This window comes from Micromonospora sp. C51 (assembly GCF_018070435.1).
In the GTDB taxonomy this organism is placed as follows: Bacteria; Actinomycetota; Actinomycetes; order Mycobacteriales; family Micromonosporaceae; genus Micromonospora; species Micromonospora sediminimaris.
Window position 1 is genome coordinate 73,670 of record NZ_JAGPXQ010000015.1, and the last position, 23,973, is coordinate 97,642.

Here is a 23,973-nt window from a genome sequence, read left to right on the forward strand (position 1 = left end):
CTGCTCATTCCTCCGGTGTTCCGTCCCGCAGCCAGCGGGCGGCCCGGGCGGCCCGGGCGCGTACCTCATCCAGATCGTCGCCGAGCACCGTGACATGACCGATCTTGCGACCCGGCCGCACCTGCTTGCCGTAGAGATGGACCCGGGCGGTCGGCTCGGCGGCGAAGAGGTGGTGCAACCGCTCGTCGACCGACATGCCGCCGGGCTGACCACCGAGCACGTTCGCCATCACCACCGCCGGAGCGGTCAACGACGTGTCGCCCATCGGGTAGTCCAGCACGGCACGCAGGTGCTGCTCGAACTGCGACGTCCGGGCACCCTCGATGGTCCAGTGCCCCGAGTTGTGCGGGCGCATGGCCAGTTCGTTGACCACGAGCCGACCACCGCCCGGTGCCGCCGAGTCGGCCACCTCGAACAGCTCCACCGCAAGCAGGCCCACCACGCCGAGCGCGGTGGCCACGTCGATGGCGAGCTGCTGCGCGGCAACCGCCAGTTCCTCGGCCAGGCCGGGCGCCGGTGCCAGCACCTCGACGCAGATCCCGTCGCGCTGGACCGTCTCGACGACCGGGTAGACCGCTACCTGGCCGAACGGCGAGCGCGCCACCTGCACGGCCAGTTCCCGGCGCAGTGCCACCCGCTCCTCGACGATCAGCTTCGTGCCGCCGGCGAGCAGCGTCTGCGCCAACTCGGTCGCGGACGCCGGGTCGGTGGCCGGCCACACGCCCCGCCCGTCGTACCCACCACGGGCGGCCTTGAGCACGACCGGCCAGCCGACCTCGTCGCCGAAGCTGACCAGATCGGTGGGGGACGCGACCGGTCGCCAGCGCGGATTCGGCGCGCCCAGGGTGCCGAGCCGTTCCCGCATCACCTGCTTGTCCTGGGCGTGCACCAGGGCGTCGGCGGGCGGGAACAGCTTCACCCCCTCGCCGGCCAGGGTGCGGATGTGTTCGGTCGGGACGTGCTCGTGGTCGAAGGTGACCACCTCACACCCCTTGGCGAAGGTGCGCAGCGCGGCGAGGTCGGTGTGGTCGCCGTACTGGACGTCGGCGGCGACCAGGGCCGCCCCGTCATCCGGGGTGAGCGCGAGCACACGCAGTGACTGGCCGAGGGAGATGGCAGCCTGGTGGGTCATCCGGGCCAGCTGGCCGCCGCCCACCATGCCGACAACGGGCAGACCGGTACGGGAATCCATAGCGGCGTCAGCCTAACCGGGCCGGTCGCGGCACCGAGCGGCGGATCCGACTCACCGCAGCTGCCCCACCAGCTCCTCGACACCGGTCACCGGCCGCTGGCAGACGAACCCCCGACAGACGTACGCGGCGGCCCGCCCGTCGACAAGTGGACGGCCGGCCAGCAGCGGAACCCCCGGCTGGTCCGGGGAGCCCGCCACGATCACCGCACCGGGTGGAGCGTGCCGGTACGCCGCGGCCACCAGCGGGTCACCCGCCACGTCCTCGGTCGCCACCGCGATCTCGTACGGGCCGGAGAGCAGCGCCTCACCCACGGTCGCCGCGTACCCGGTGAAACGGGCGTGCCGCCCGACGATCGGCGCGACGGTGGACAGGGCCGCCTCGGCGGCCTCGCGGTAGCGGCTCTCCCCGGTCAGCGCCGCGTACGCGACCAGGCCGGCGACGATCGCGGACCGGCCGGAGGGGGTGGCGTTGTCCGTCGGATCGGCCGGCCGGGCGACCAGTTGTTCCGCGTCGTCGGCGGTGTCGTGGAACGCCCCGCCGGGCGCGGCGAAGTGGGCCAGCGCGGCGTCGACCAGCTCACCGGCCAGTTCCAGCCACCGTCCCTCGCCGGTGACCTGGTGCATGGCGCAGAACGCCTCGGCCACGCAGCCGTAGTCCTCCAGTACCCCGGCCGGATCGCCGACCCGGCCGTCGCGGGACGCGCGGCGCAGTCGACCGTCGACCACGTGCACCCGGGCGAGGTACTCGGCGGCGTCCCGCATCGCCCCGTCGGCGACGATGGTGACCCCCTCCAGCAGGTTCGCCTCACCCTCGGTGCCGATCCGGCCGGTGGTCTCGACCAGCCGAACGAACTCGGCCAGCGCGGTGATCGCCAACCCGTTCCAGGCGGCCACCACCTTGTCGTCACGCGCTGGCTGGGGACGGGCGTCCCGGGCGGCCAGCAGTCGTCGGACCACCACCTGCCAGCGCTCCCGCACCGCCGGATCCGCGTCGTCGACGTCCCGAGCCAGCCGCAGCACGCTCGTGCCCTCTTCAAAGCTGCCGGTGTCGGTCACCGCGAAGAGGTCGGCGGCCCAGCGGCCGTCCTCCTCGCCCAGCACCTCGACCAGCTGGGCCGGCGTCCAGACGTAGGTCCGGCCCTCGACGCCCTCGGTGTCCGCGTCCAGTGCGGAGGCGAAGCCCTGCCCGGGCCGGTGCAGCTCGTCGGCGAGGAACCGGGCCGTGTCCCGGGCCACCCGCAGCGCCAGCGCGTCACCGGTGAGTCGCCACAGCTGGGTGTAGACCCGCAGCAGCAGAGCGTTGTCGTAGAGCATCTTCTCGAAGTGCGGCACGGTCCAGTGACCGTCCACCGAGTACCGGGCGAAGCCGCCGGCCAACTGGTCGTGGATGCCGCCTCGGGCCATCGCCTCGCAGGTGTGCCGGACGATCTCCAGGCTCCGCGCCGAGCCGGTGCGCTGGTGGTGGCGCAGCAGGAAGAGCAGGTTCATGTGCGGCGGGAACTTCGGCGCTCCGCCGAAACCGCCGTTGACCTCGTCGTACTCCTTGGCAAGTTGGTCTGCGGCGGCGTCGAGCAGCTCGGCGGTGAGCGGGGCGGTGGGGCCGCCGACGGCCTGGGCCCCGCCGATCGCCTCCACCACCGCGGCGCCCTGGCGCAGCACGGCCTCACGCTGGTCCCGCCAGGCGGTGCCGACCGACTCCAGCAGCCGGACGAAGTTCGGCCGGGGGAAGTACGTGCCGCAGAAGAACGGGGTGCCGTCCGGGGTGGCGAAGACGGTCATGGGCCAGCCGCCCTGACCGGTCATCGCCTGAGTGGCGGTCATGTAGACCGCGTCCACGTCGGGCCGCTCCTCGCGGTCCACCTTGATCGACACGAAGCCCTCGTTCAGCAGCTTGCCGACCGCCTCGTCCTCGAACGACTCGTGCGCCATCACGTGGCACCAGTGGCAGGCCGAGTAGCCGACCGAGATGAGCACCGGCACGTCCCGCCGTTTCGCCTCGGCGAACGCCTCGTCACACCAGGGCCACCAGTCCACCGGGTTGTCGGCGTGCTGAAGCAGGTACGGGCTGGTCGCCTCCGCAAGTCGATTCACCCGACGACCATATCCAGCCGGGCCCTCGGTTGCCGGTCGGACGCCGTGCGCCGGTCCGCCTCACCCCGTTCACGTCTGTCTATTTAGATCTGTGCATGCCTGCCGGCGACACCCGCCGGCTCGGCGACGAGGAGGTTCCCATGCGCAGACTCCGGCTCCTGTCCATCCTCGCGACCGGTCTGCTGGCGGCCACACTGGCGGTGCCGACGACCCCGGCCAACGCCGCCGTCGACCCGGACGCTCGGATCTCGGCCACCACCGGCGTCGGCACCCACAACGCGTACGAGAAGGCCACCTACACCTATCTCGCGCAGTCGCTCGACGCCCGGCCGGGCCTGATCGAGTTGGATGTCTGGCCGGACATCCTCACCCGACAGTGGCGGGTCAGTCACTCGAACCCGCTCGGCAACGACAACAACTGCGTGGCGGCCGCCAGCGCCGCCCAGCTCTACACCGGCACGCGGAACCGGAACCTCGAACACTGCCTGGACAACATCCGGCTCTGGCTGGGAGCGCACCCGGACGCCGGGCCGCTGCTGCTCAAGATCGAACTGAAGACGGGGTTCAGTGCCCGTACCGGTCAGGGCCCCGCGCAGCTCGACGCGGTGCTCGCCACCCGGCTCGGCGACCGGCTGTTCACCCCGGCCCACCTACGCGGCGGGCACGCCAGCCTGGACGCCGCCGCCCGCGCGAACGCCTGGCCGACCCGCCGGCAGTTGGCCGGGAAGGTGATCGTCTACCTGATCCCGGGCACTGTCGAGCACAGCAACCCGACCGACACGCTCCGCACCGACGTCGAGTACGCCCGGCACCTGGTGGCCCTGGACGCGGCCGGTAACCTCGGCGCCGCGAAGGCGTTCCCGGCGGTGCACCGCGCACGGGCCGGCGACCCGCGTACCCAGTACGCCGAGACCCACCTGCGCCCCTGGTTCGTCCTCTTCGACGGTGACGCCACCGCCTACGTGACCGCCGGCATCGACACCGCCTGGTACTCCACCAACCACTATCTGCTGGTGATGACCGACGCGCACAAGGTCCCACCGGCCATCGGCAACACCGACCCGGACGCCGCCCGGGCCCGCCTCGCCGAACTGGCCGCCCGCCACGCCACCATCGCCTCCGCCGACTGGGCCCCCATTCCCCAGGTGATCGCCGAAACCCTCCCCCGCGCCTAGACCCCTGCAATCGTGTTGACCAAGAGGTTTGCGTCAGCGGGATCGCTCTCCTCCGACGCAAGCCTCTTGATCAACCGGGTGGGGTGGAGTGGTGGGTCAGGAGGCGCCGTCGGCGCGGAGGGGGAGGACGTTGTTGGGGGCGGTGTCGCGTAGCGAGCCGAGGACGGCGGCGATCTTGTCGGCGGGCATCGGCTTGAAGAAGTGGTAGCCCTGGGCGGCGGTGCAGCCCAGCTCGGCCAGCGCGGAACGCTGCGCGGCCGTCTCCACTCCCTCGGCCACCACCCGCAGGCCCAACTGGTGGGCCAGCCCCACGGTGCTGCGTACGATGGCCGCCGCCTGCGGTGAATCCGCCATCTGGAGCACGAAGGAACGGTCCACCTTCAGCTCGTCCACGGCGACCCGGGTGAGGAACGCCAGTGACGAGAAGCCGGTACCGAAGTCGTCCACGGCCAGCTGCACGCCCATCGACCGCAACGAGGTGAGCACCTGGTCGATGACCTCCAGCTCGCTCATCACCACCGTCTCGGTGATCTCCAGGACCAGCCGGTCGGCGGGCACCTGGTGCCGGCGCAGCGCGTCGGCGATCTCCGCCGGCAGTCTCGGATTCAGCAGGCTACGCGCGGACAGGTTCACCGAGATGGGTACGTCCAGGCCCTCCCGGGCCCAGTCGGCGGCCACGGCGAGCGCCTTGTCGAGCACGTAGCGGGTGAAGGCGCCGAGCTGCTCGCTGTTCTCCACCGGCCGGATGAAGTCGGCCGGCCCCAACCAGCCGCGCCTCGGGTGCCGCCACCGGATCAACGCCTCCACACCGGTCGGCGCCCCGGTCACCAGGTCCACGGCCGGCTGCAACACGAGCACCAACTGGTCGTCGGCCTGCAATGCCTCCCGCAACTCTGCGAGCAGGGCCAGCTGGTCGGTGCTGGCCGCGTCACGTGAGGTGTCGTACGCGGCCACGCTGACGCCACCCGACTTGGCCTGGTACATCGCGATGTCGGCGCGGCGCAGCAGCTCGGTCAGGTCGGCGGTGCCGGCCGGGGCCACCACCACCCCGACGGAGACCTCGACCGACATCCGCACCCCGGCCACCTCGGTCGGCGCGGCCAGCCGCTCGGCGATGTCCCGGGCCTGACGCAGCGCGTACGCCATGGGTGCGGCGCGGTCACCGACCACCGGGACCGTACTCAGCAGCAGGGCGAACTCGTCACCACCGAGCCGGGCCAGCAGATCGCCCGAGCGGGCCAGGGCACCCAGCCGGTTCGCGGTCAACCGCAGCAGCTGATCACCGGCGGCGTGCCCGAGGGTGTCGTTGACCTCTTTGAACTGGTCGATGTCCAGCAGCAGGAGGGCGACCGGATGGTCATGGGCCAACTGCCGCAACGCCTGGTCGCCCTTGCCGAGCATGGCCGCCCGGTTGGCCAGGCCGGTCAGCGGGTCGTGCACCGCCTCGTACGACGAGCGAGCCGTGACCAGACGCAGCTCCCGGTGGGCGGCGGCATCGTGCAGCGCCGCGGCGAGGGCGTCGGCGAAGGCCGCGTGAGCGTCGCGTTCCCGACCGGTGGCTGGCGCCGTACGGGGGAATCGCACCCGCAAGCGACCCACGCGGGTCTCGCCGACCGACAGGTCGCGGACCAGTTCCCCCGGTTCGGGCTCCTCGTCGCCTGGCGGGGCGATCTCCCGGTCGACCACCTGACCGCCCGGGTCACCCCGGTAGCGACGCCACCGTCCGTCGCCCCGGGCCACCTCCACGTCGACCAGTTCCGCCTCGAACAGCGCCAGTGCCCCGGTGACACCCGCCGTCGCCACGCCCCGCTCGTCGAGTTGGTTGAGCGTCTTCGTGGCCTCGGCGAATGATCGCCAGGTACGTCGATCGCGGTCCTGGAGCAGCCGTTGCCGGTAGGTCTGCTGTAGCAGCCACAGCGGAGCGGGTAGCAACAGCAGCCAGCGTGGGTCGATCTCGATCAGCACCACCACCAGCAGGCCGACCACCACATTGCCGACGAGCATCAGCAGCTTGCCGCGTATCGCGGCGAGCAACGGACGCCCGATGGGCATGCCGTGCCGCAACGCCAGCATCACCCCGCCCAGCCAGGCACTGGCCAGAAGGTAGGCGACGGCACCGACGGCCACCGCGAGGGTGAGTGAGGGGGTCGGTACGGCCAGCGTCGGCTGCCCCAGGGCGGTGGTGACCGCCACCGCCAGCGCGGTGGCGGCGGTGTGCGCGCCCGCGACGCGGATGACGTCCCAGGTGGTGCGGCCGTCATCCACCACCGAAAGTGCCGTCCAGGCGAGTGTGACGCCGAGCAGCGCGGCCGCCGGCAGCCAACCGGGTGGTACGAGGTAGAGGCAGACGATCAAGGCGGCTTCGGCCCAGGTGACACTGACCACGCCGGCCGCAGCGCGGAACCGGAGCCGGGCCAACTGGGACAGGGCGAAAAGGGCGACCGCGACGCCGAAGCGGGCGGGCCCACCAAGCGGGTCGTCGGCCGGCAGCCCCACCGGCAGGCTCAGCCCCACCACCGCGGCAACCAGCGCGGTGGCCACGACGGCGGCGGTGAGCAGGTGCAGCCCCATCGGCGTACCACGGCCCGTGGGCCGGTCGAGCGGTTGACCGGCCCGGCCGGAGGTCACCGACCCCCTCCCGCCGACCTGAAAAAGGCCACGCGGCGGGCGGACATGACTGCGGTGGTCATCGGCGCCCCCTCCCGCGCAGCTTGAGGACTTTCGGTCCCCCCGGCGGAAGGCTAAGCCAAACCCGATGGTCGCAACAGGGGTCGACCATCCGGTTCGACGTGAATCATGCTCCGATCAGCCGTCGCGGCGCTGCTGGTGCCCGTTGGGAGCATCCGTGGATGAATCCTCCGTCACGATCCCACCTGTCGGATCACCGACCGAACGGTCCATCGACTCCGTGCCGGGTGCCGCCGGCCCCTCACCAGGGAACCGGTCCGGAAGCCGGCGCAGCCGGGCGTTCATGTTCCGGATCAGCAGCACGGTGGCGGCACCGAGGACGAGGATGAGGAAGAGGCCCATCGGCCCGGCCAGCCCACCCGTGCGGGTGTCACCGAAGTTGTTCTGGGCGAGCACCTGAGCAGCGGTCAGCATGGGATTCCTCCGGTTCGCGGTGTGCGACCAGGGTAGCCCGGTGCCCGCTCAGCGGGCATGACCCGTCCCCCGTACCCCGGCGAACAGGTCGGACTCCGGCATCGGACTGTCGACCGACGACCGGACCAACTCGAAATCCTCCGTCGGCCAGGCACGCTGTTGCAGCTCCATCGGCACCTGGAACCAGAAGCCGTCCGGATCCACCTGAGTGGCGTGCGCCCGCAGCGCGTCGTCGCGGACCGGGAAGTAGTCGGCGCAGGGAACCCGGGTGGTGATCCGGGGCCCCTTGTCCGGCCGGTCCTCCCAGCGGGTCAGCCACTCCGCGTACGGCGACTCGGCACCGGCCGCGAGGACGGCCTCGTGCAGCGCCAGGATCTTGCCCTTGGAGAAGCCGATGTCGTAGTAGAGCTTGAGTGGCTGCCACGGCTCGCCCAGCTCCGGGTAGCGCTCGGCGTCGCCGGCCGCGTCGAAGGCCGCCACGCTGATCTTGTGGCACATGATGTGGTCCGGGTGCGGGTAGCCACCCTCCTCGTCGTACGTGGTGACCACGTGCGGACGGAACTCGCGCATCAGCCGCACCAGCGGACCGGCGGCCACGTCCACGTCCTGAAGGGCGAAGCAGCCCTCGGGCAGTGGCGGCAGCGGGTCGCCCTCGGGCAGGCCGGAGTCGACGAAACCCAACCACGCCTGCTCGATGCCGAGGATGGCTCGCGCCGCGTCCATCTCGGCGCGACGGATCTCGCCGATGTTCGCCCAGACGTCGGGCCGGTCGAGCTTGGGGTTGAGCACGCTGCCCCGCTCGCCGCCCGTACACGTCACGACCAGTACGTCCACCCCTTCGGCGACGTACTTCGCCATCGTCGCGGCGCCCTTGCTCGACTCATCGTCGGGGTGCGCGTGAACGGCCATGAGTCGAAGTTGCTCTGCCAAGGTCGGCGCTCCTCGTCTCTGCCCACCGGCGACCCACCCCGGGCCCCCGTTGACCTGCCGAATTCCTCCCCGTAGCGGCACCGGACCGCGCCGGCCTGTCATATTTGACCCCAGCCGTACGCGACGCTGAGCCAGATCTGGCGACCGAGTCGAACAGGAATGGCGGACTCTGCCATTCTTGCCGATACCGCTGACAACAACGCCAGGGAGATACCCGACGGTGACCGAGACGCACGCCACACTTGGACCGAACGCGCCGGTCTTCCCGCCCGGCCGGTACGGCCACCGTCGCGCGCCCAAGCGCCGCCGGCCGGTGCTGGCCGCGCTGCTGGCCGTCGTCGTGGTCGCGACGCTCACCGTCGTCTCGGTCCGGCTCTACCGGCAGTACGGCGATCCGGCGTACGACGCCCAGGTGATCAGCTACGGCGACATCACCGACAACCAGGTGGTGGTCGACTTCCGGGTCAACCTGCCGGACGGCGGCGCGGCGGTGTGCGTGCTGCGCGCCCGGGACCACGCCGGCGCCGAGGTGGCCCGCGAGGAGGTGCCGGTGACCGCCGCCGCCGGGCAGCGTCACGTCACCGTCCGGCACCGCCTCGCCACCACCGCACGGCCGTTCATCGGTGAAGTCGTCCGCTGCCGGCCACCCGCCTGAGGCTCGGCGAGGTCGTCCGCGCGGCGTGATCGCCGACACTCCTTGTCGTAGGGCACTGGTAACTTGGAGGTTCACCTGTCAGCCAGCACGCACACCCGAGGAGGACCGCCTGTGTCCAATGGCAACGAGGCGCCCGCCACCTGGCTGTCCCAGGACGCGTACGACCGCCTGAAGGGCGAGCTCGACGAGTTGATCGCCAACCGGCCGGTCATCGCCGCCGAGATCAACGCCCGGCGTGAGGAAGGCGACCTGCGCGAGAACGGCGGCTACCACGCCGCCCGCGAGGAGCAGGGCAAGGCCGAGGGGCGCATCCTCTATTTGAAGGAGCTGCTCCGCACGGCCCAGGTCGGCGAGGCGCCGACCGTCGACGCCGTGGCGCCCGGGATGGTCGTGACGATCTACTTCGACGACGACGCCGACGACACAGAGACGTTCCTGCTCGGCTCGCGTGAGATCGCTTCGACCACGGACCTGACGGTCTACAGCCCCGAGTCGGCCCTCGGCCAAGCGATCCTGGGCGGCAAGGCAGGCCAGGCCTGCACCTACACCGCACCGAGCGGCGCCGACATCAAGGTGACAGTGGTCAGCTTCGAGCCGTTCTCCGGCTGACCGTCGTCCGCCGGCCGAGCCGGCGATCCGATCGACCGCCGTGCCACACCCCGAGCCGGCAAGCCGATCGAGGTTCATTCCGCTACCCGGGCCAGTTGTCCGTTCGTCCAGAGGCGTGACGCCAACGCGTCACGCCTCTGGTGCGATCGTCACCTGATAGCCGCTGGCCCGCAGGGCGCTGATCAGCATGTCGGAATGTTCGACACCACGGGTTTCCACCGACAGCGCCACCTCCACCTCACCGAGGCGCAGGTGCGGGTTGGCCCGCTGGTGCACCACGTCCACCACGTTCGCCCGGTGCTCGGCGATCTCACTCAACAACGAGGCCAGCTGCCCGGGCCGGTCCGAGCAGCGCACCGTGACCCGCAGGTAGCGCCCCGCCGCTGCCAGTCCGTGCTCGATCACGCGCAGCATCAGCAGCGGGTCGATGTTGCCACCGGAGAGCACCACCACCGCTGGCGTGGTCACCTCGACCGCGCCGGCCAGCAGAGCGGCCACGCCGACCGCCCCGGCCGGCTCCACCACCTGCTTGCCGCGTTCGAGCAGCATGAGCAGCGCTCGGGAGATGTCCTCCTCGGAGACGGTGACCATGTCGTCCACCAGCTTGCGGACGTGACTGAAGGTGACGTCGCCCGGCCGACCGACCGCGATGCCGTCCGCGATGGTGGTGAAGGCCGGCAGCCGGACCGGCTCCCCCGCGACCAGTGACGGCGGGAAGGCCGCCGCGCCGGCCGCCTGCACTCCGATCACCCGAACGTCCGGCCGGAGCGCCTTGGCGGCCACCGCCAGCCCGGAAATCAGTCCTCCCCCACCGACGCCGGTGACGATCGTGGTGACCTGCGGGCACTGCTCCAGGATCTCCAGCGCCACCGTGCCCTGCCCGGCGATCACGTCCCGGTGGTCGAACGGATGGATCAGCACCGCGCCGGTGCGCTCCGCGAACGTCTGTGCCGCGACCAGCGACTCGTCGACCGTGGCACCGACCAGCTCGACCTGGGCGCCGTACCCCTTCGTGGCCGCCACCTTCGGCAACGGCGCGTTCACCGGCATGAAGACGGTGGCGTGGGTACCGACCAGGCCGGCGGCGAGCGCCACGCCCTGTGCGTGGTTACCGGCGCTGGCCGCGACCACGCCCCGGGCCCGCTCCGGCGCCGACAACCGTGAGATCCGCACGTACGCGCCGCGTACCTTGTACGACCCCGCTCGCTGAAGGTTCTCGCACTTGAGCCAGACCGGCCCGCCGAGCGCGGCGCTGAGCGGACGGGACGGCTCCAGCGGAGTGGTACGGATGACCCCGTCGAGCAGTTCCCGCGCCGCACGCACCTCGTCCAGGCTGACCAGTTCCGTCATGCCTAGATCGTGCCACCCGCCCCGTCCGGCACCGCCGACGCCCGGCCCGGCCCAACCGTCGACGCCCGGCCCGGCGCAACCGCCGCGGCCTGGTCCGGCGCAACCGCCGCAGCCTGGTCCGCCGTTGCCGCGATCGTCATGCCGGGCAGGATCGGACCGGTGGGCATCGATCGGGCGATCCGGGCGGTCTGCGCCGCCGAGATCCGATGGATCAGCACCATCAGCGACACCCCGGCCATCACGCAGAACACCGCCGGCACCAGGTACTCACCGGTCGCCGTCAGGTAATGATCCACGTACGCCTGAAAGTCCGTCGAGGTCTGCGGGAACGGCAGCGCCTCGTACTCGGCGGCGGAGGACCGAGCGATGAACCGCTCCGCGAAGAGGAACACCAGCCAGGACCCCCACCAGACGTGCACCAGCAGTGGAGTGCTCAGTCGCCAGAGACTCTCCCGGGCAATGCTGGCCATCACCCGGTGCGGCATCACGAAGTTGACGAACGGCACCAGCCACCCGGCGATCGCCCACCCGTCGGAGTTGGTGGGCCCGGCCCCCGGGAAGGCGTCCAGGTTCGTCCGGGCCCGCCACGTCCAGATGATGACGAGCACGATCGCGACCAGGAACGCGACCTGGTAGAGCAACGCCGCCGACAGTTCCAGCACCCCTGCGGTGAGCAGGAACGTCTCGGTGTCACGGGAGTCGGCCGCCCGCTCGGCGAGCAGCGCGTTGACCGGCTGCACCGCCACCGTCAGCAGCAGGAACGCGGCGGTCGCGGCCACGGCGGTCGAGGCGGCCCGACCGACACCCCGCACCGGGCGAACCCGGGCACCCGGGTACAGCGTCGGCGCACCGACCGGCGTGCGGCAGGTCGGGCATTCCCTGGTGCGTACGTCGTTGTCGGTGTCGCAGGTGTGGCAACGCATGCTCGACGGACCTCCCGTGTGACGGCACGGGGAGCGTAGATGATCAAGCGTTGGCTGGCCAGCCCGTTCCGACGCGCGGGTAACCGGGGGCGTGCCGAGGCCACGGGCTCGCCATCTCGAATTGACCGGCGACACCGAGCAGCAGCAGTTCCGACCCGGGCGGTCCGACCAGTTGCACGGCGAGCGGCAGTCCGTCCGGGCGGCGGCCCACCGGCACCACCAGGGCGGGCAGCCCCGCAATGTTCCACGGCGCGGCGTACGGGGCGTACCGGATGCTGGCCAGCATGTTGGCCTGCCAGGAGCGGGTCGACCAACTGGTCGCCGGTGGCGGCGCGCTGGCCAGCGCCGGGGTGAGCAGCAGATCCACCGAGTGGTCGGTGAAGAAGCCGATCGACCGTTCACGCCAGGCCAGCCGGTCGGCCTCCCGGACGTACCCGCGCCGCCACGCCCACTCGCCGAGCGCGACGTGCCGGCGACTGCGGCGTTGCAGGGCACGCCGGTCGACCCCGGCGACGCGCACGTCCGCCGCCGCGGCGGCGAACCAGGTGGCAATGCCCTTCAGGCCGAGCGCGGTCGGGTACACCGGGTCGGCCGGCACGGTGTCGTGCCCGGCACCGGCGAGCAGCCGACCGGCGGCAGCGACCGCGTCCCGGTTCGGCGCGTCGGGCGAGACGCCCCGCACGGGAGACCGTAGCGACACGCCGACCCGCAGGCGCTGCGGCGGAACGAGCTTGCCCTGGGCCCGGCCGGCGAGCACCTGGAAGCCGACCGCCGCGTCGGCGACGGTGGTGCTGAGCATGCCGTGCTCGACCAGACCGAACCAGTCCTCCGCGCCGAGCTGGCAGGGCACCACGCCACGACCGGGTTTCAGCCCGACCAATCCGCAACAGGCGGCGGGGATGCGGATCGAGCCGAGACCATCGTTGCCGTGGGCGATCGGTACCAGCCCGGCGGCCACCGCAGCGGCCGCACCGCCGGAGGAACCACCGGGGGTCCGGGACAGGTCCCACGGATTGCGGGTGACCGCCGTCTCGTCGTCGGTGATGCCCCACAGCCCCAGCTCGGGCATCCGGGTGACCCCGAGGATCACCGCACCGGCCCCGCGCAGCCGGCGGACCACCTCGTGGTCGGCCTCCGCCACGCCGGTACGGACGGCGGCGGAGCCGTTCCAGGTGGGCACGCCGGCCACCGGGGTGTTCTCCTTGACCGCGATCGGCACCCCGGCCAGCGGCAGGTTCGCCAGGTCCTCCTGCTCGTCGACCTTCTCCGCCTCGGTGACCGCCTCCCCGCCGCGTACCGCGCGGAACGCGGCGAGGTCGACGTCGGCCTTGGCGACGTGGTCAAGGTGGTCGGCAAGCACCTGGGTGGCGGAGACGTCGCCCCGGCGTACGCCCCGGGCGATCTGTTTGGCGGTCGCCCCGACCCAGGTCGGCATGATGTCCTGCACGGCCACCCTCCCAAGCCAGCGGTCAGCCCAGCGCCTGCTCCAGATCGGCGAGCAGGTCTTCGACCGTCTCGATGCCGACAGACAGTCGCACGAGATCGGAGGGAACTTCAAGCGGCGAGCCGGCAGCACTCGCGTGTGTCATCCGACCCGGGTGCTCGATCAGGGATTCCACCCCGCCGAGGGACTCGGCGAGCACGAAGAGCCGGGCCCGGTTGCAGATCTCGACGGCGTGCTCCTCACCCCCGGCAGCGCGGAAGGAGATCATGCCCCCGAACCGCCGCATCTGCTTGGCCGCCACCTCGTGCCCCGGGTGTGTCGGCAGGCCCGGGTAGAGCACCTGGCCGACCTTGGCGTGCCCGTCCAGGTACGCGACGATCCGCTCGGCGTTGTCGCAGTGCCGGTCCATGCGTACCCCGAGGGTCTTGATGCCGCGCAGGGTCAGCCAGGCGTCGAACGGGCCGTTGACCGCGCCCATCGCGTTCTGGTGGTAGCGCAACCGCTCGCCGAGGTCGGCGTCGGCCGTCACCAGCGCGCCGCCGACCACGTCGGAGTGCCCACCGACGTACTTGGTGGTCGAGTGCACGACCACATCCGCGCCGAGGGTGATCGGCTGTTGCAGGTACGGCGAGGCGAAGGTGTTGTCGACCACCAGCAGCGCCCCGGCGTCGTGCGCCACGGCGGCGAGGGTGGCGAGGTCGGCGATGCCGAGCAGCGGGTTGGTCGGGGTCTCCACCCAGACCACCTTCGTGACACCGGGCCGGATCGCGGCCCGCACGGCGTCGGTGTCGGAGACCTTGGCCGGGGTGTACGCCAGCCCCCACCGCTCGGCGACCTTGGCGAAGAGCCGGTACGTGCCGCCGTAGGCGTCGTCGGGGATGACCACGTGGTCACCCGGTCCGCAGACGGTACGCAGCAGCGTGTCCTCGGCGGCGAGGCCGCTGGCGAAGGCCAGGCCGACCTGGCCGGCCTCCAACGCGGCCAGGCATTCCTGGAGCGCATCCCGGGTGGGGTTGCCCGAGCGGCTGTACTCGTAGCCCAGCCGTGGCGCGCCGACCGCATCCTGGGCGTACGTGCTGGTCTGGTAGATCGGAGGGATCACCGCGCCGGTGCGGGCCTCGGGGTCCTGGCCGGCGTGGATGGCGAGCGTCTCGAAGCCGTGGGTCATTCCGCAGACGTTAGTCCTCCCGCCCATCCCACCGCCTCGAACCCGGCCCGGCTCGCCTCCGATGTTCCGTCGGAACACTGAGCGATACTGGCTGAGTGAGCCCGACCAAGAGCCTTCCTTCCCGTCTGATCGGAGCAGCCGACCGCATCCCGGCTTCGCTTGATGTGCTCGCCGGGCCCGATCACGGACGCGTAGTCCTACCACTACGTCTCGCCTGGTCCGGCCTGACCGAGTTCGACGTCGAGGACTCTCGTGAGCGGTTGACACTGTATTGCCTACTTATGGATTGCGGGCAGCATGACGATGTCGTGCGCTACGTCAACGCGGAGTTGCTGCGGCACGACTGGTCACGCATTCGAAGGCTGACAGCACGCCGAATGATCGCTTTGTGGGAAAGCCGCGTACCCGAGCTGGCCGCTGCCTGATGCAGCCCTTGCACCGGCAACTGCTCGAAGTTGGGTTCAGTGCCGGCGACGACCTTGGTCTGGTACTGGCTGGCGGGTACGCCATGGCAGCCCACGAACTGGTTGATCGCCCATCTCAGGACATCGACTTCGCGACCGCCACCGCGCTGCCCTTGGTCACCGTAGTCGATCGCCTGGCTGGCACCTATCGAGCTGCCGGCTATCAGACGGAGATCATCGAAGTCACGCCACGGATGGCTCGGATGCTGGTGTCGGACGCGTCCATGTCATGCGAAGTCGACCTACTCAAGGAAGGGCTCGGACCGCCAGCCAGGTTGGCCATCGGTCCAGTTCTGTCATTCGAGGATGCGGTCGGCCTGAAGATGCGCGCGCTGCACGACCGCGCAGCGCACCGCGACTACATCGACGTCCACGCCGCGAACGACCGGCTGAGCTGGCACGAGATCGAAAACTTGGGTGCGCGGCACACCGCTGGTTTCTCCTTGGAGGAGTTGGCTGATCGCCTCGGCTCGGTCAACGAACGCGACCCCCGCACCTTCCGCTCCTACGGCCTCAGTGACGACGACATTGCGACGCTCTGCTGCTGGGCCCTTGCCTGGGAGGCGGACATCCGGTCCCGGCTGGCGAACGGGGAGAGCGGTCCGGTCCCGGTGGCAGGCGACGAGTGGGACGCGTACCTCGATCGGCTGTGACCGGCGGTGCGGCGCGGGCGGCGGCGGCACCTGCCCGGCTTAGTCTGGCCGGATGGCAGGGTGTGTGTTCTGCGGGATCGTGGCCGGTGAGGTGCCGGCGTTCCGGGTGACCGACGAGCCGGACGGGGTGGCGTTCCTGGACACCCGGCCGGTGTTCAAGGGGCACGTGCTGGTGGTGCCGCGCACCCATCTGGTCACCCTCGCCGACCTGCCGCCGGAGTCGCTGCCCGGCTACTTCGGGTTGGTGCGGCGGATCGCCGTCGCGGTCGAGTCCGGTCTCGGCGCGGGCGGTACGTTCGTGGCAATGAACAACCGGGTGTCCCAGTCGGTGCCGCACCTGCATACCCATGTGGTGCCCAGGACGAAGGGCGACGGGCTGCGTGGCTTCTTCTGGCCGCGTACCCGTTACGCCGACGACGCCGAGGCCACGACCTATGCCGGCCGCGTGCACACCGCGCTGTCGTCGTGAGCGAGCGGGTGCACAAGTAGGAAGCAGCGGGCGCGGCGGCGTGAGTGGGCCTGAGCGGCGGTGGTGCGGGTAAGGAAGCGGGGTCCGCCGGTGTTGCACGCGGGGAAGGGTACGAAAGGAGTCCCACCGTGTTCCTCCGCCGCATGAAGGCCGAGATGATCTCACCCGACCGGGCACTGCCCGGCCGCCCCATCGCGATGCCGGTGGCCGACCGGCACGAGGTGCTCGGGACCCCGCTGAAGGGCCCGTTCCCCGAGGGCTACCAGGTCGCCGTGTTCGGCATGGGCTGTTTCTGGGGGGCCGAGCGCCTGTTCTGGACCCTGCCCGGGGTCTTCACCACCTCCGCGGGTTACGCGGGTGGTTACAGCCCGAACCCGACCTACGAGGAGGTCTGCTCGGGGATGACCGGGCACACCGAGGTGGTCGAGGTGGTGTACGACCCCACGAAGATCAGCTACGAGGATCTACTCAAGGTCTTCTGGGAGAACCACGACCCGACCCAGGGCATGCGCCAGGGCAACGACGTGGGCACCCAGTACCGGTCCGCGATCTACGCCAGCACGGACGAGCAGCTGGCGATCGCCGAGGCGTCGCGGGAGGCGTTCGCGCCGATCGTGGCCCGCGCCGGAAAGGGCGAGATCACCACGGAGATCACCCGGCTCGGCGACTACTACCTGGCCGAGGACTACCACCAGCAGTACCTCGCCCCGACCAAGAACCCGAACGGCTACTGCAACCATGGCCCGAACGGGCTGAGCTGCCCGGTGGGCGTGGCACGCACCGCCGGCTGAGCAGCGCAACACACCCAAGCGCCCCTTGACGACCGGCCCGCCGATTTCGGCGGGCCGGCCGCGCGTGTGCGTGGCACGGCCGACCTGTGACCGAGTCGATGCGACACGTATTGCGGCATTCGTCACACTCAACGCTGCTACCCAAACGCCACAAGTGCTACGAGGCGGGCACGAAACAGCACGCCGCTCGACCCCGAATGACAATGTCTTGATCGCGGGGCGCGGATTCTAGCAATGCTGTTACACGACCGTCATGGTCTCAACAGGCTAATCGCAACATCCTCTGGCAGCATGGGCTCACATGTGCGGACTGGCTGGGGAGTTCCGACGGGACGCGACGCGTGCCGACGTCGCAGCGGTGGAACGGATGGCCGCCACCATGTGCGATCGGGGGCCTGACGGCAGCGGGGTGTGGTCACAGGGGCCGGTCGCTCTCGGCCACCGTCGACTGAAAATCATCGACCTGTCGGCGGCCAGCGGCCAGCCGATCGTCGACTCCGCCGCTGGCCTCACCGGCGTCTTCAACGGCTGCATCTACAACTACCGCGAGTTGCGCGCCGAGTTGCAGGCCAAGGGCCACCACTTCTTCTCCAGCGGGGACAGCGAGGTCGTCGTCAAGGCGTACGCCGAGTGGGGGCTGGACTTCGTCGACCACCTGATCGGCATGTTCGCGGTGGCGATCAGCGAGCGGGACACCGGCCGCCTGGTGCTGGCCCGGGACCGGCTCGGCATCAAGCCGCTCTACCTCGCCGAGTCCGCCGGCGTGGTGCGCTTCGCCAGCACCCTGCCGGCGCTGGTGGCCGGCGGCGGGGTGGACACCAGCATCGACCCGGTCGCGCTGGGTCACTACCTCAGCTTCCACAGCATCGTGCCGCCGCCGCGCACGATCCTGCGCGGGGTGGCCAAGCTCCCGCCGGCCACCGTCCGGGTGTACGAGGCCGACGGCCGCAGCCACGAGCGGGTCTACTGGGATCCGCCGTTCCTCCGCCGCGACGAGCACGCCGGCTGGTCCGAACGGGACTGGCAGGACGCGCTGCACGAGTCGCTCACCACCGCCGTTCGCCGGCGGATGGTCGCCGACGTGCCGGTCGGCGTACTGCTCTCCGGTGGCCTGGACTCCAGCCTGGTGGTGGCCCTGCTGGCCGGGGAGGGGCAGCGCGGGCTGTCCACCTTCTCGATCGGCTTCGACGCCGTCGGTGGCCGGGAGGGTGACGAGTTCCGCTACTCCGACGTGGTCGCCAAGACCTTCGACACCGACCACCACCAGATCCGGGTCGCCGCCCAGGATCTGGTCCCGCCGCTGGAGGCGGCCGTCGCGGCCATGAGCGAGCCCATGGTCAGCCACGACTGCGTCGCCTTCTACCTGCTCAGTCAGGAGGTGTCCCGGCACGTCAAGGTGGTGCAGTCCGGCCAGGGCGCCGACGAGATCCTGGGCGGCTACCACTGGTACCCGCCGCTGGCTCAGGTCGGCCGGGAACAGGCCCTCGACACGTACGCCCGGGCCTTCTTCGACCGGGACGGCGCCGGCCTGGCCCGGGTGCTCAACCCCGCCTGGCTCGCCGACGGCGACCCGGCGCGGGAGTTCGTCGCCGCGCACCTGGCGCGGCCGGGCGCGCAGACCGCGGTCGACGCCGGCCTGCGCATCGACACGCAGATCATGCTCACCGACGACCCGGTCAAGCGGGTCGACAACATGACCATGGCGCACGGGCTGGAGGCCCGGGTGCCTTTCCTGGATCACGAGTTCGTGGAACTGGCCGCCGCCTGCCCGCCGGAGCTGAAGCTGGCGCAGGGCGGTAAGGGTGTGCTGAAGGAGATCGGCCGTCGTGTGCTGCCACACGAGGTCATCGACCGGCCCAAGGGTTACTTCCCGGTGCCGGGCCTGACTCACCTGGAGGGCAAGCTCCTCGACCGGGTACGCGACGCGCTGTCCGCTCCCGAGGCCCGCCGCCGCGACCTGTTCCGCACCGATTACGTCAACGCCCTGCTCGACGCGCCCAACGCCGAACTGACCCCGTTGAACGGAAACAAGCTGTGGCAACTCGGACTCCTGGAAATGTGGCTCCAGAGCCACGGAATCGACTGACCGTGACGGACACCCTGGCCACCGGCGTCGCCCGGACAGACCGGGGCCGCGGCACGGGCAGACGGTACGAGCGGGTCGGGCCGGGCGGTGATCCGATCGCGACCGGCGGCGCCGACCCGACCGCCGACGAACGCCCGAGCACCGGTGCGGATGTCATCCTCGACTGCGGTTGGGGGCGGCTGGTCTTCGGCCAGACCTTCGCCGACCAGTCCGCGGTCGCCGACGTCCTGCGTTCCGAGGCGGCCGGTGCCCGGGACATCTGCATCTACCTGCGGGATCCGCACGTGCTGGTCTCCCGGTTGCCCGACGAGCTGTTCATCGACCCGTCGTTGACCTTCCGGTTGCCGCTCGGCGGGGACCGTCGCGGGCCGCGTCCCGGCGCCGGTACCACCGAGGAGGCCGGTAGCGCCGAGACGCCGGCGCCGCTCGACGGTCGCAACGAGCTGCCCGGGGTACGCATCCGTCGGTTGCGCGACGCCGCCGACGCCGACGCGGTCAACCGGATCTACGCGGCCAACGGCATGGTCACCGCCCCGGTCGACGTGCTTGTCGACAACGCCGCCACCGACCGGTTCCTGCACCTGGTGGCCGAGGCGGTCACCGGCGAGATCGTCGGCACCATCACCGGCATCGACCATGTGGCGGTCTTCGACGACCCGGACAACGGCGCCAGCCTGTGGTGCCTGACCGTCGACTTCAACCAGGCACCGCCCGGCACCGGGCAGGCCCTCATCACCGAGCTGGCCAGCCGGTTGGTCGCCCGGGGTCGCGCGTACGTCGACCTGTCCGTGCTCGCCGAGAACGCCGGTGCGATCCGGCTGTACGAGCGGCTCGGTTTCTACCGCACCGCCACGCTCTGCGTGAAGCGGAAGAACCCGATCAACGAACGGTTGTTCCTGCCGGCCATGCCGGTCGGCTACGACGGACTCAACCCGTACGCGCGGATCGTCGCCGACGAGGCGATGCGGCGGGGTATCCGGGTGGAGGTGACCGACCCGGAGTGGGGTGAGCTGCGACTGACCAGTGGCGGCCGGACCATCCTCACCCGGGAGTCGCTGTCCGAGCTGACCTCGGCGGTGGCGATGAGCCGCTGCGACGACAAGCGGGTCACCCGCCGGATCCTGACCGAGGCTGGTCTGTCGGTACCGCGCGGGCGCACCGCCACCGGCGACGCCGCCGACGCGGAGTTCCTGGCCGAGGTGGGCCAGCTGGTGGTCAAGCCGGCGCGGGGCGAGCAGGGCAACGGCATCACCGTCGGCGTACGCACCCCCGAGGCGCTGACCACCGCCGTCGAACTGGCCGCCCGGTTCTGCCCGGAGGTGCTGCTGGAGGAGCTGTGCTCCGGTGAGGACCTGCGGGTCGTCATGATCGATCATGAGGTGGTGGCCGCCGCCGTACGCCGGCCCGCCTCGATCACCGGCGACGGAGTGCACGACATCACCGAGCTGATCGAGCGGCAGAGTCGTCGTCGGGCCGCCGCCACCGGCGGCGAGTCCCGCATTCCGCTGGACGACATGACCCGGGACGTGGTCACCGAGGCCGGGTACGAGCTGAACGACGTGCTGCCGGAGGGGCAGGTGCTGGCCGTGCGACGCACCGCGAACCTGCACACCGGCGGCACCATCCACGACGTGACCGGAGAGCTGCACCCGGTGATCGCCGAGGCGTGCGTCGCCGCCAGTCGCGCCATCGACATCCCGGTCACCGGGCTCGACCTGCTGGTGCCGGCGCCGGACCAGCCCGAGCACGTCTTCATCGAGGCCAACGAGCGGCCCGGGCTGGCCAACCACGAGCCACAACCCACCGCCGAACGCTTCGTGGATCTGCTCTTTCCCGGGACTCGGGCACCGCAGAAGCTCTGGACGCCGGCGGGTGCGGCACCATCTGGGGCATGACCGTACGCAAGACCACTCCGCTCCCCATCGACCTGGACTATCTCCGTCAGGTGCTGGTCGAGCTGCTCGACATACCGAGCCCGTCGGGGCGCACCGACCATGTGCAGCAGTACGTGGGTGAGCGCCTGTCGGCGCTCGGCATCCCGTCGACGCTGACCCGCCGGGGCGCGCTGAGCGCCTGCCTGCCCGGCCCCCGGGAGACCGGCGCGGACCGGGCCATCGTGGTACACACCGACACCATCGGCGGGATGGTCAAGCGGCTGAAGGAGAACGGCCGGCTGGAACTGAAGCCGATCGGCACGCACAGCGCCCGGTTCGCCGAGGGCGCCCACGTGCGGATTTTCACCGACGACCTGGATCGAGTGGTCACCGGTCAGGTGCTGCCGCTCAAGGCCAGCGGTCACCGCTACAACGAGGGCGTCGACCTGCAGGGCTTCGGCTGGGAGCAGGTGGAGGTACGCGTCGACGAGCCGGTGGAGGACATCGCCGGGCTGCGGGCCCTCGGCATCGACGCGGGCGACTTCGTGGCATTCCTGCCCACTCCGACGGTCACCGCCAGCGGGTACGTCAAGTCCCGCCATCTGGACGACAAGGCCGGCGTGGCTGCGGTCCTCGCCGCCCTCAAGGCGATGGTCGACGGCGGGGTGAAACCGGCCGTGACCGCGCATCTGCTGGTCACCGTGACCGAGGAGATCGGCCACGGCGCGTCCCACGGCCTCGACCCCGACGTGGCCGAGATCGTCTCGGTGGACGCGGCGGTGGTCGCCCCCGGGCAGCAGTCGCGGGAGCATTCGGCCACCCTGGCGATGGGCGACGGCGTCGGGCCGTTCGACTACCACCTCACCCGCAACCTGGCGTCGATCGCCCGGGAACACGACGTGGATCTCGTCCGGGACGTCTTCGACTACTACCGCTCGGACGTGGCGGCAGCGGTGGAGGCGGGCGCGCATGCCCGGGTGGCGCTGCTCGGCTTCGGCGTCGACGCCACCCATGGCCATGAGCGCACCCACCTCGAAGGGCTGCGCCACCTGGCCCAGTTGATCTGCCTCTACCTCCAGAGCGACCTGGTGTTCCCCGAATGGGACGCCGAGCCGGAGGGCGACCTGGCCGACTTCCCGTCGCTGGCGGTGCAGCCGGCCAGCGCGGACGGCCCCCGGGAAGGGCCGATAGGCATCGCCCAGAGCGCCTGACAGCGGGGCCGACAGCAGTGTGATCGAAATCCGTTGCCGGTCGGCCGGCGGCTGGATAGCGTGGCGGTACACGGGAAAGGAGGTGGTCCAGACTTGTATAGCAATCGGACTCGTGAGGTGGCTGTCCGCTAGCCGCTGTCCTCGACAGTGACAGTCCGTCCCTCGGGACGGGCACGGTAAGAGTCGTCGAGACCGTGTGGCAGCGGTGCGGCGAAACCACGACAGCCACCCGACCCCCGGGGTGCCGACCCAGTCCAGTCGGCCCGCGCGTCAGCGCGGAAGCCCCGGGGGTCGCTTCATTTCACCGGAGGCGGCCGTGTCCATGCGCGAGCTGGTGGTGCTCGGCACGGCGAGTCAGGCACCCACCCGGGACCGCAACCACAACGGGTACGTGCTGCGGTGGGACGACGAGGTGATCCTCTTCGACCCCGGCGAGGGCAGCCAGCGGCAACTGCTGCACACCGGCGTCACCGCCACCGACCTGACCCGGATCTGCGTCACCCACTTCCACGGCGATCACTGTCTCGGCCTGCCCGGCACCATTCAGCGCCTGTCCCTGGATCGGGTGCCGCATCCGGTGGCGGTGCACTTCCCGGCCGAGGGGGCCGACTACTTCGCCCGGCTGCGGTACGCCAGTTCCTTCCACGAGACCGTCGAGCTGGCCGTCACCCCGATCGAGGCGGATGGGCAACGGATCGTGCTGCGGCACGGGACGTTGGAGGCACGTCGGCTGCGGCACCCCATCGAGACGTACGGCTATCGGCTGGTGGAGCCCGACGGGTGCCGGATGCTGCCGGAGAAGCTGGCCGCGTACAGCATCGCCGGGCCGGCGGTCGGTGAGCTGCAACGCGTCGGTCACCTCGATCTCGACGGACGCCGCGTCACCCGCGACGAGGTGAGCACGCCACGGCCGGGGCAGCGGTTCGCCTTCGTGATGGACACCGGCCTCTGCGACGGGGTGTACGCGCTGGCCGAGCACGCCGATCTGCTGGTCATCGAGTCGACGTTCCTGGAGTCGGAGGCCGAGCTGGCCGCCGAGGTCGGGCACCTCACCGCCGGCCAGGCCGCACGGGTGGCGGCCGAGTCAGGGGTACGCCGACTCGTGCTCACCCACTTCTCCCAGCGGTACGCCGACCCGGCCCGCTTCGCCGACGAGGCCCGCCGGCACTTCGACGGCGATCTGGTGATCGCCGAGGATCTGACCACGGTTCAGGTGCCACCCCGACGGGTACCCTCTGCTGAGTGACCGTCACGCTGCGTCCGGCAGGGTCCGCTGATCTCCTGCCGGTGGGTGCCCTGCACCAACGTTCCCGGGTCGCCGCCTACTCCTCGTTCCTGCCGGCGGAGGCGCTGGCCGACCCGACCCCGGAGGTGATGGGCGAATACTGGGTGCAGCGATGGACCTGGGAGCGCGCCGACCATGTGATGACGGTGGCCGAACGGAACGGCACCCTGGCCGGCTTCAGCTACTTCGGCCCTGACGACGCGGGCGATCCAGCGACCGGGCTGCTCAACGCCATCCACCTGGAACCGTCCGAGCGGGGTCGCGGCGTCGGCCGGGCGTTGATGGTCGACGCCCTGGCCAAGATGCGGGCGCGCGGCTGGCGTTGCGCGGTGCTCTGGGTACTGCGCGACAACACCCACGCCCGCCTCTTCTACGAGCGCGGCGGCTGGCACCCCACCGGCCTGGAGCGCAACGAGATGATCGGCACCGCGTACACCCCCCAACTGCGCTACGAGCGCCAACTCTGATCCGTCCGCCGAACAGGCGACGGGGTCGGGGGCC

General features: G+C 71.0%; 21 protein-coding genes. 12 read left to right on the forward strand and 9 right to left on the reverse strand.

The features are described from left to right. Positions 1–4 precede the first annotated feature (4 nt). Positions 5–1,192, reverse strand: a complete 1,188-nt coding sequence (locus KBX50_RS17290; protein ID WP_210938051.1) for a 5-(carboxyamino)imidazole ribonucleotide synthase — start codon at positions 1,190–1,192, stop codon at positions 5–7. A gap of 51 nt (positions 1,193–1,243) precedes the next feature. Beyond that, positions 1,244–3,283 carry a thioredoxin domain-containing protein gene (locus KBX50_RS17295; RefSeq protein WP_210938052.1) on the reverse strand — a complete coding sequence of 680 codons (2,040 nt, stop codon included), beginning with the start codon at positions 3,281–3,283 and terminating at the stop codon, positions 1,244–1,246. A gap of 140 nt (positions 3,284–3,423) precedes the next feature. Between KBX50_RS17295 and KBX50_RS17300 the strand changes: the two genes are divergently transcribed. Beyond that, positions 3,424–4,458, forward strand: coding sequence for a phosphatidylinositol-specific phospholipase C domain-containing protein (locus KBX50_RS17300; RefSeq protein WP_247673887.1), 1,035 nt, complete (start codon positions 3,424–3,426; stop codon positions 4,456–4,458). Between the two features lie 96 nt (positions 4,459–4,554). Here KBX50_RS17300 and KBX50_RS17305 read toward each other — a convergent pair whose 3' ends face one another. From KBX50_RS17305 to mca, 3 genes are all read right to left on the reverse strand, one after another. Then, positions 4,555–7,029, reverse strand: coding sequence for a bifunctional diguanylate cyclase/phosphodiesterase (locus tag KBX50_RS17305; protein WP_210938104.1), 2,475 nt, complete (start codon positions 7,027–7,029; stop codon positions 4,555–4,557). Between the two features lie 234 nt (positions 7,030–7,263). After that, on the reverse strand, positions 7,264–7,560 hold the full coding sequence (locus KBX50_RS17310; protein ID WP_210938054.1) for a hypothetical protein: 297 nt from the start codon (positions 7,558–7,560) through the stop codon (positions 7,264–7,266). A gap of 48 nt (positions 7,561–7,608) precedes the next feature. Continuing rightward, the gene (gene mca / locus KBX50_RS17315) at positions 7,609–8,490 is read right to left on the reverse strand and encodes a mycothiol conjugate amidase Mca (RefSeq protein WP_210938055.1); all 882 of its coding nucleotides are present in this window, start codon (positions 8,488–8,490) and stop codon (positions 7,609–7,611) included. A gap of 220 nt (positions 8,491–8,710) precedes the next feature. Between mca and KBX50_RS17320 the strand changes: the two genes are divergently transcribed. Both KBX50_RS17320 and greA read left to right on the forward strand, forming a co-directional pair. Then, entirely contained in the window at positions 8,711–9,145 is a 435-nt protein-coding gene (locus KBX50_RS17320; RefSeq protein ID WP_210938056.1) for a DUF4307 domain-containing protein, read from the forward strand. 111 nt (positions 9,146–9,256) lie between these two features. Next, the gene (greA, locus tag KBX50_RS17325) at positions 9,257–9,754 is read left to right on the forward strand and encodes a transcription elongation factor GreA (protein WP_164446063.1); all 498 of its coding nucleotides are present in this window, start codon (positions 9,257–9,259) and stop codon (positions 9,752–9,754) included. Between the two features lie 129 nt (positions 9,755–9,883). Here greA and ilvA read toward each other — a convergent pair whose 3' ends face one another. Genes ilvA through KBX50_RS17345 form a run of 4 tightly spaced genes read right to left on the reverse strand, consistent with a single transcriptional unit; the run spans position 9,884 to position 14,639 of the window. Continuing rightward, positions 9,884–11,104, reverse strand: coding sequence for a threonine ammonia-lyase (gene ilvA, locus KBX50_RS17330; RefSeq protein WP_210938057.1), 1,221 nt, complete (start codon positions 11,102–11,104; stop codon positions 9,884–9,886). Between the two features lie 2 nt (positions 11,105–11,106). Next, a complete protein-coding gene (locus KBX50_RS17335) occupies positions 11,107–12,027 on the reverse strand; it encodes a DUF4328 domain-containing protein (protein WP_210938058.1) in 921 nt (306 codons plus the stop codon). Between the two features lie 43 nt (positions 12,028–12,070). Next, positions 12,071–13,480: an amidase gene (locus KBX50_RS17340; protein WP_210938059.1), complete on the reverse strand. Its 1,410-nt coding sequence runs from the start codon at positions 13,478–13,480 to the stop codon at positions 12,071–12,073. 16 nt (positions 13,481–13,496) lie between these two features. Beyond that, on the reverse strand, positions 13,497–14,639 hold the full coding sequence (locus KBX50_RS17345) for a cystathionine gamma-synthase (RefSeq protein ID WP_210938060.1): 1,143 nt from the start codon (positions 14,637–14,639) through the stop codon (positions 13,497–13,499). 95 nt (positions 14,640–14,734) lie between these two features. Between KBX50_RS17345 and KBX50_RS17350 the strand changes: the two genes are divergently transcribed. From KBX50_RS17350 to KBX50_RS17390, 9 genes are all read left to right on the forward strand, one after another. Beyond that, entirely contained in the window at positions 14,735–15,064 is a 330-nt protein-coding gene (locus tag KBX50_RS17350; protein WP_210938061.1) for a hypothetical protein, read from the forward strand. Beyond that, entirely contained in the window at positions 15,064–15,756 is a 693-nt protein-coding gene (locus tag KBX50_RS17355; RefSeq protein ID WP_210938062.1) for a nucleotidyl transferase AbiEii/AbiGii toxin family protein, read from the forward strand. Before KBX50_RS17350 ends, KBX50_RS17355 begins: the two co-directional genes overlap by 1 nt. A 52-nt stretch (positions 15,757–15,808) precedes the next feature. Then, complete coding sequence (locus KBX50_RS17360; protein ID WP_210938063.1) at positions 15,809–16,225, forward strand: HIT family protein; 417 nt, start codon at positions 15,809–15,811, stop codon at positions 16,223–16,225. 128 nt (positions 16,226–16,353) lie between these two features. Next, positions 16,354–17,016, forward strand: a complete 663-nt coding sequence (msrA, locus tag KBX50_RS17365; protein ID WP_210938064.1) for a peptide-methionine (S)-S-oxide reductase MsrA — start codon at positions 16,354–16,356, stop codon at positions 17,014–17,016. 301 nt (positions 17,017–17,317) lie between these two features. Further along, positions 17,318–19,102, forward strand: a complete 1,785-nt coding sequence (locus tag KBX50_RS17370) for an N-acetylglutaminylglutamine amidotransferase (RefSeq protein ID WP_210938065.1) — start codon at positions 17,318–17,320, stop codon at positions 19,100–19,102. Between the two features lie 2 nt (positions 19,103–19,104). Next, entirely contained in the window at positions 19,105–20,997 is a 1,893-nt protein-coding gene (ngg, locus tag KBX50_RS17375) for an N-acetylglutaminylglutamine synthetase (RefSeq protein ID WP_210938066.1), read from the forward strand. After that, positions 20,994–22,187 carry an osmoprotectant NAGGN system M42 family peptidase gene (locus KBX50_RS17380; RefSeq protein WP_210938067.1) on the forward strand — a complete coding sequence of 398 codons (1,194 nt, stop codon included), beginning with the start codon at positions 20,994–20,996 and terminating at the stop codon, positions 22,185–22,187. The genes ngg and KBX50_RS17380 overlap by 4 nt, the downstream gene beginning before the upstream one ends. 316 nt (positions 22,188–22,503) lie before the next feature. Then, a complete protein-coding gene (locus KBX50_RS17385; RefSeq protein WP_210938068.1) occupies positions 22,504–23,433 on the forward strand; it encodes a ribonuclease Z in 930 nt (309 codons plus the stop codon). Then, entirely contained in the window at positions 23,430–23,939 is a 510-nt protein-coding gene (locus KBX50_RS17390; protein WP_210938069.1) for a GNAT family N-acetyltransferase, read from the forward strand. The genes KBX50_RS17385 and KBX50_RS17390 overlap by 4 nt, the downstream gene beginning before the upstream one ends. Positions 23,940–23,973: the final 34 nt, after the last annotated feature.

Bases quoted from the DNA above. Each gene is read 5' to 3' on its own strand.
- KBX50_RS17290 (WP_210938051.1), bottom strand. From the start codon at position 1,192: ATGGATTCCCGTACCGGTCTGCCCGTTGTCGGCATGGTGGGCGGCGGC.
- KBX50_RS17300 (WP_247673887.1), top strand. From the start codon at position 3,424: ATGCGCAGACTCCGGCTCCTGTCCATCCTCGCGACCGGTCTGCTGGCG.
- KBX50_RS17305 (WP_210938104.1), bottom strand. From the start codon at position 7,029: ATGGGGCTGCACCTGCTCACCGCCGCCGTCGTGGCCACCGCGCTGGTT.
- KBX50_RS17310 (WP_210938054.1), bottom strand. From the start codon at position 7,560: ATGCTGACCGCTGCTCAGGTGCTCGCCCAGAACAACTTCGGTGACACC.
- ilvA (WP_210938057.1), bottom strand. From the start codon at position 11,104: ATGACGGAACTGGTCAGCCTGGACGAGGTGCGTGCGGCGCGGGAACTG.
- KBX50_RS17335 (WP_210938058.1), bottom strand. From the start codon at position 12,027: ATGCGTTGCCACACCTGCGACACCGACAACGACGTACGCACCAGGGAA.
- KBX50_RS17345 (WP_210938060.1), bottom strand. From the start codon at position 14,639: ATGACCCACGGCTTCGAGACGCTCGCCATCCACGCCGGCCAGGACCCC.
- KBX50_RS17355 (WP_210938062.1), top strand. From the start codon at position 15,064: ATGCAGCCCTTGCACCGGCAACTGCTCGAAGTTGGGTTCAGTGCCGGC.
- KBX50_RS17360 (WP_210938063.1), top strand. From the start codon at position 15,809: ATGGCAGGGTGTGTGTTCTGCGGGATCGTGGCCGGTGAGGTGCCGGCG.
- KBX50_RS17370 (WP_210938065.1), top strand. From the start codon at position 17,318: ATGTGCGGACTGGCTGGGGAGTTCCGACGGGACGCGACGCGTGCCGAC.
- KBX50_RS17380 (WP_210938067.1), top strand. From the start codon at position 20,994: ATGACCGTACGCAAGACCACTCCGCTCCCCATCGACCTGGACTATCTC.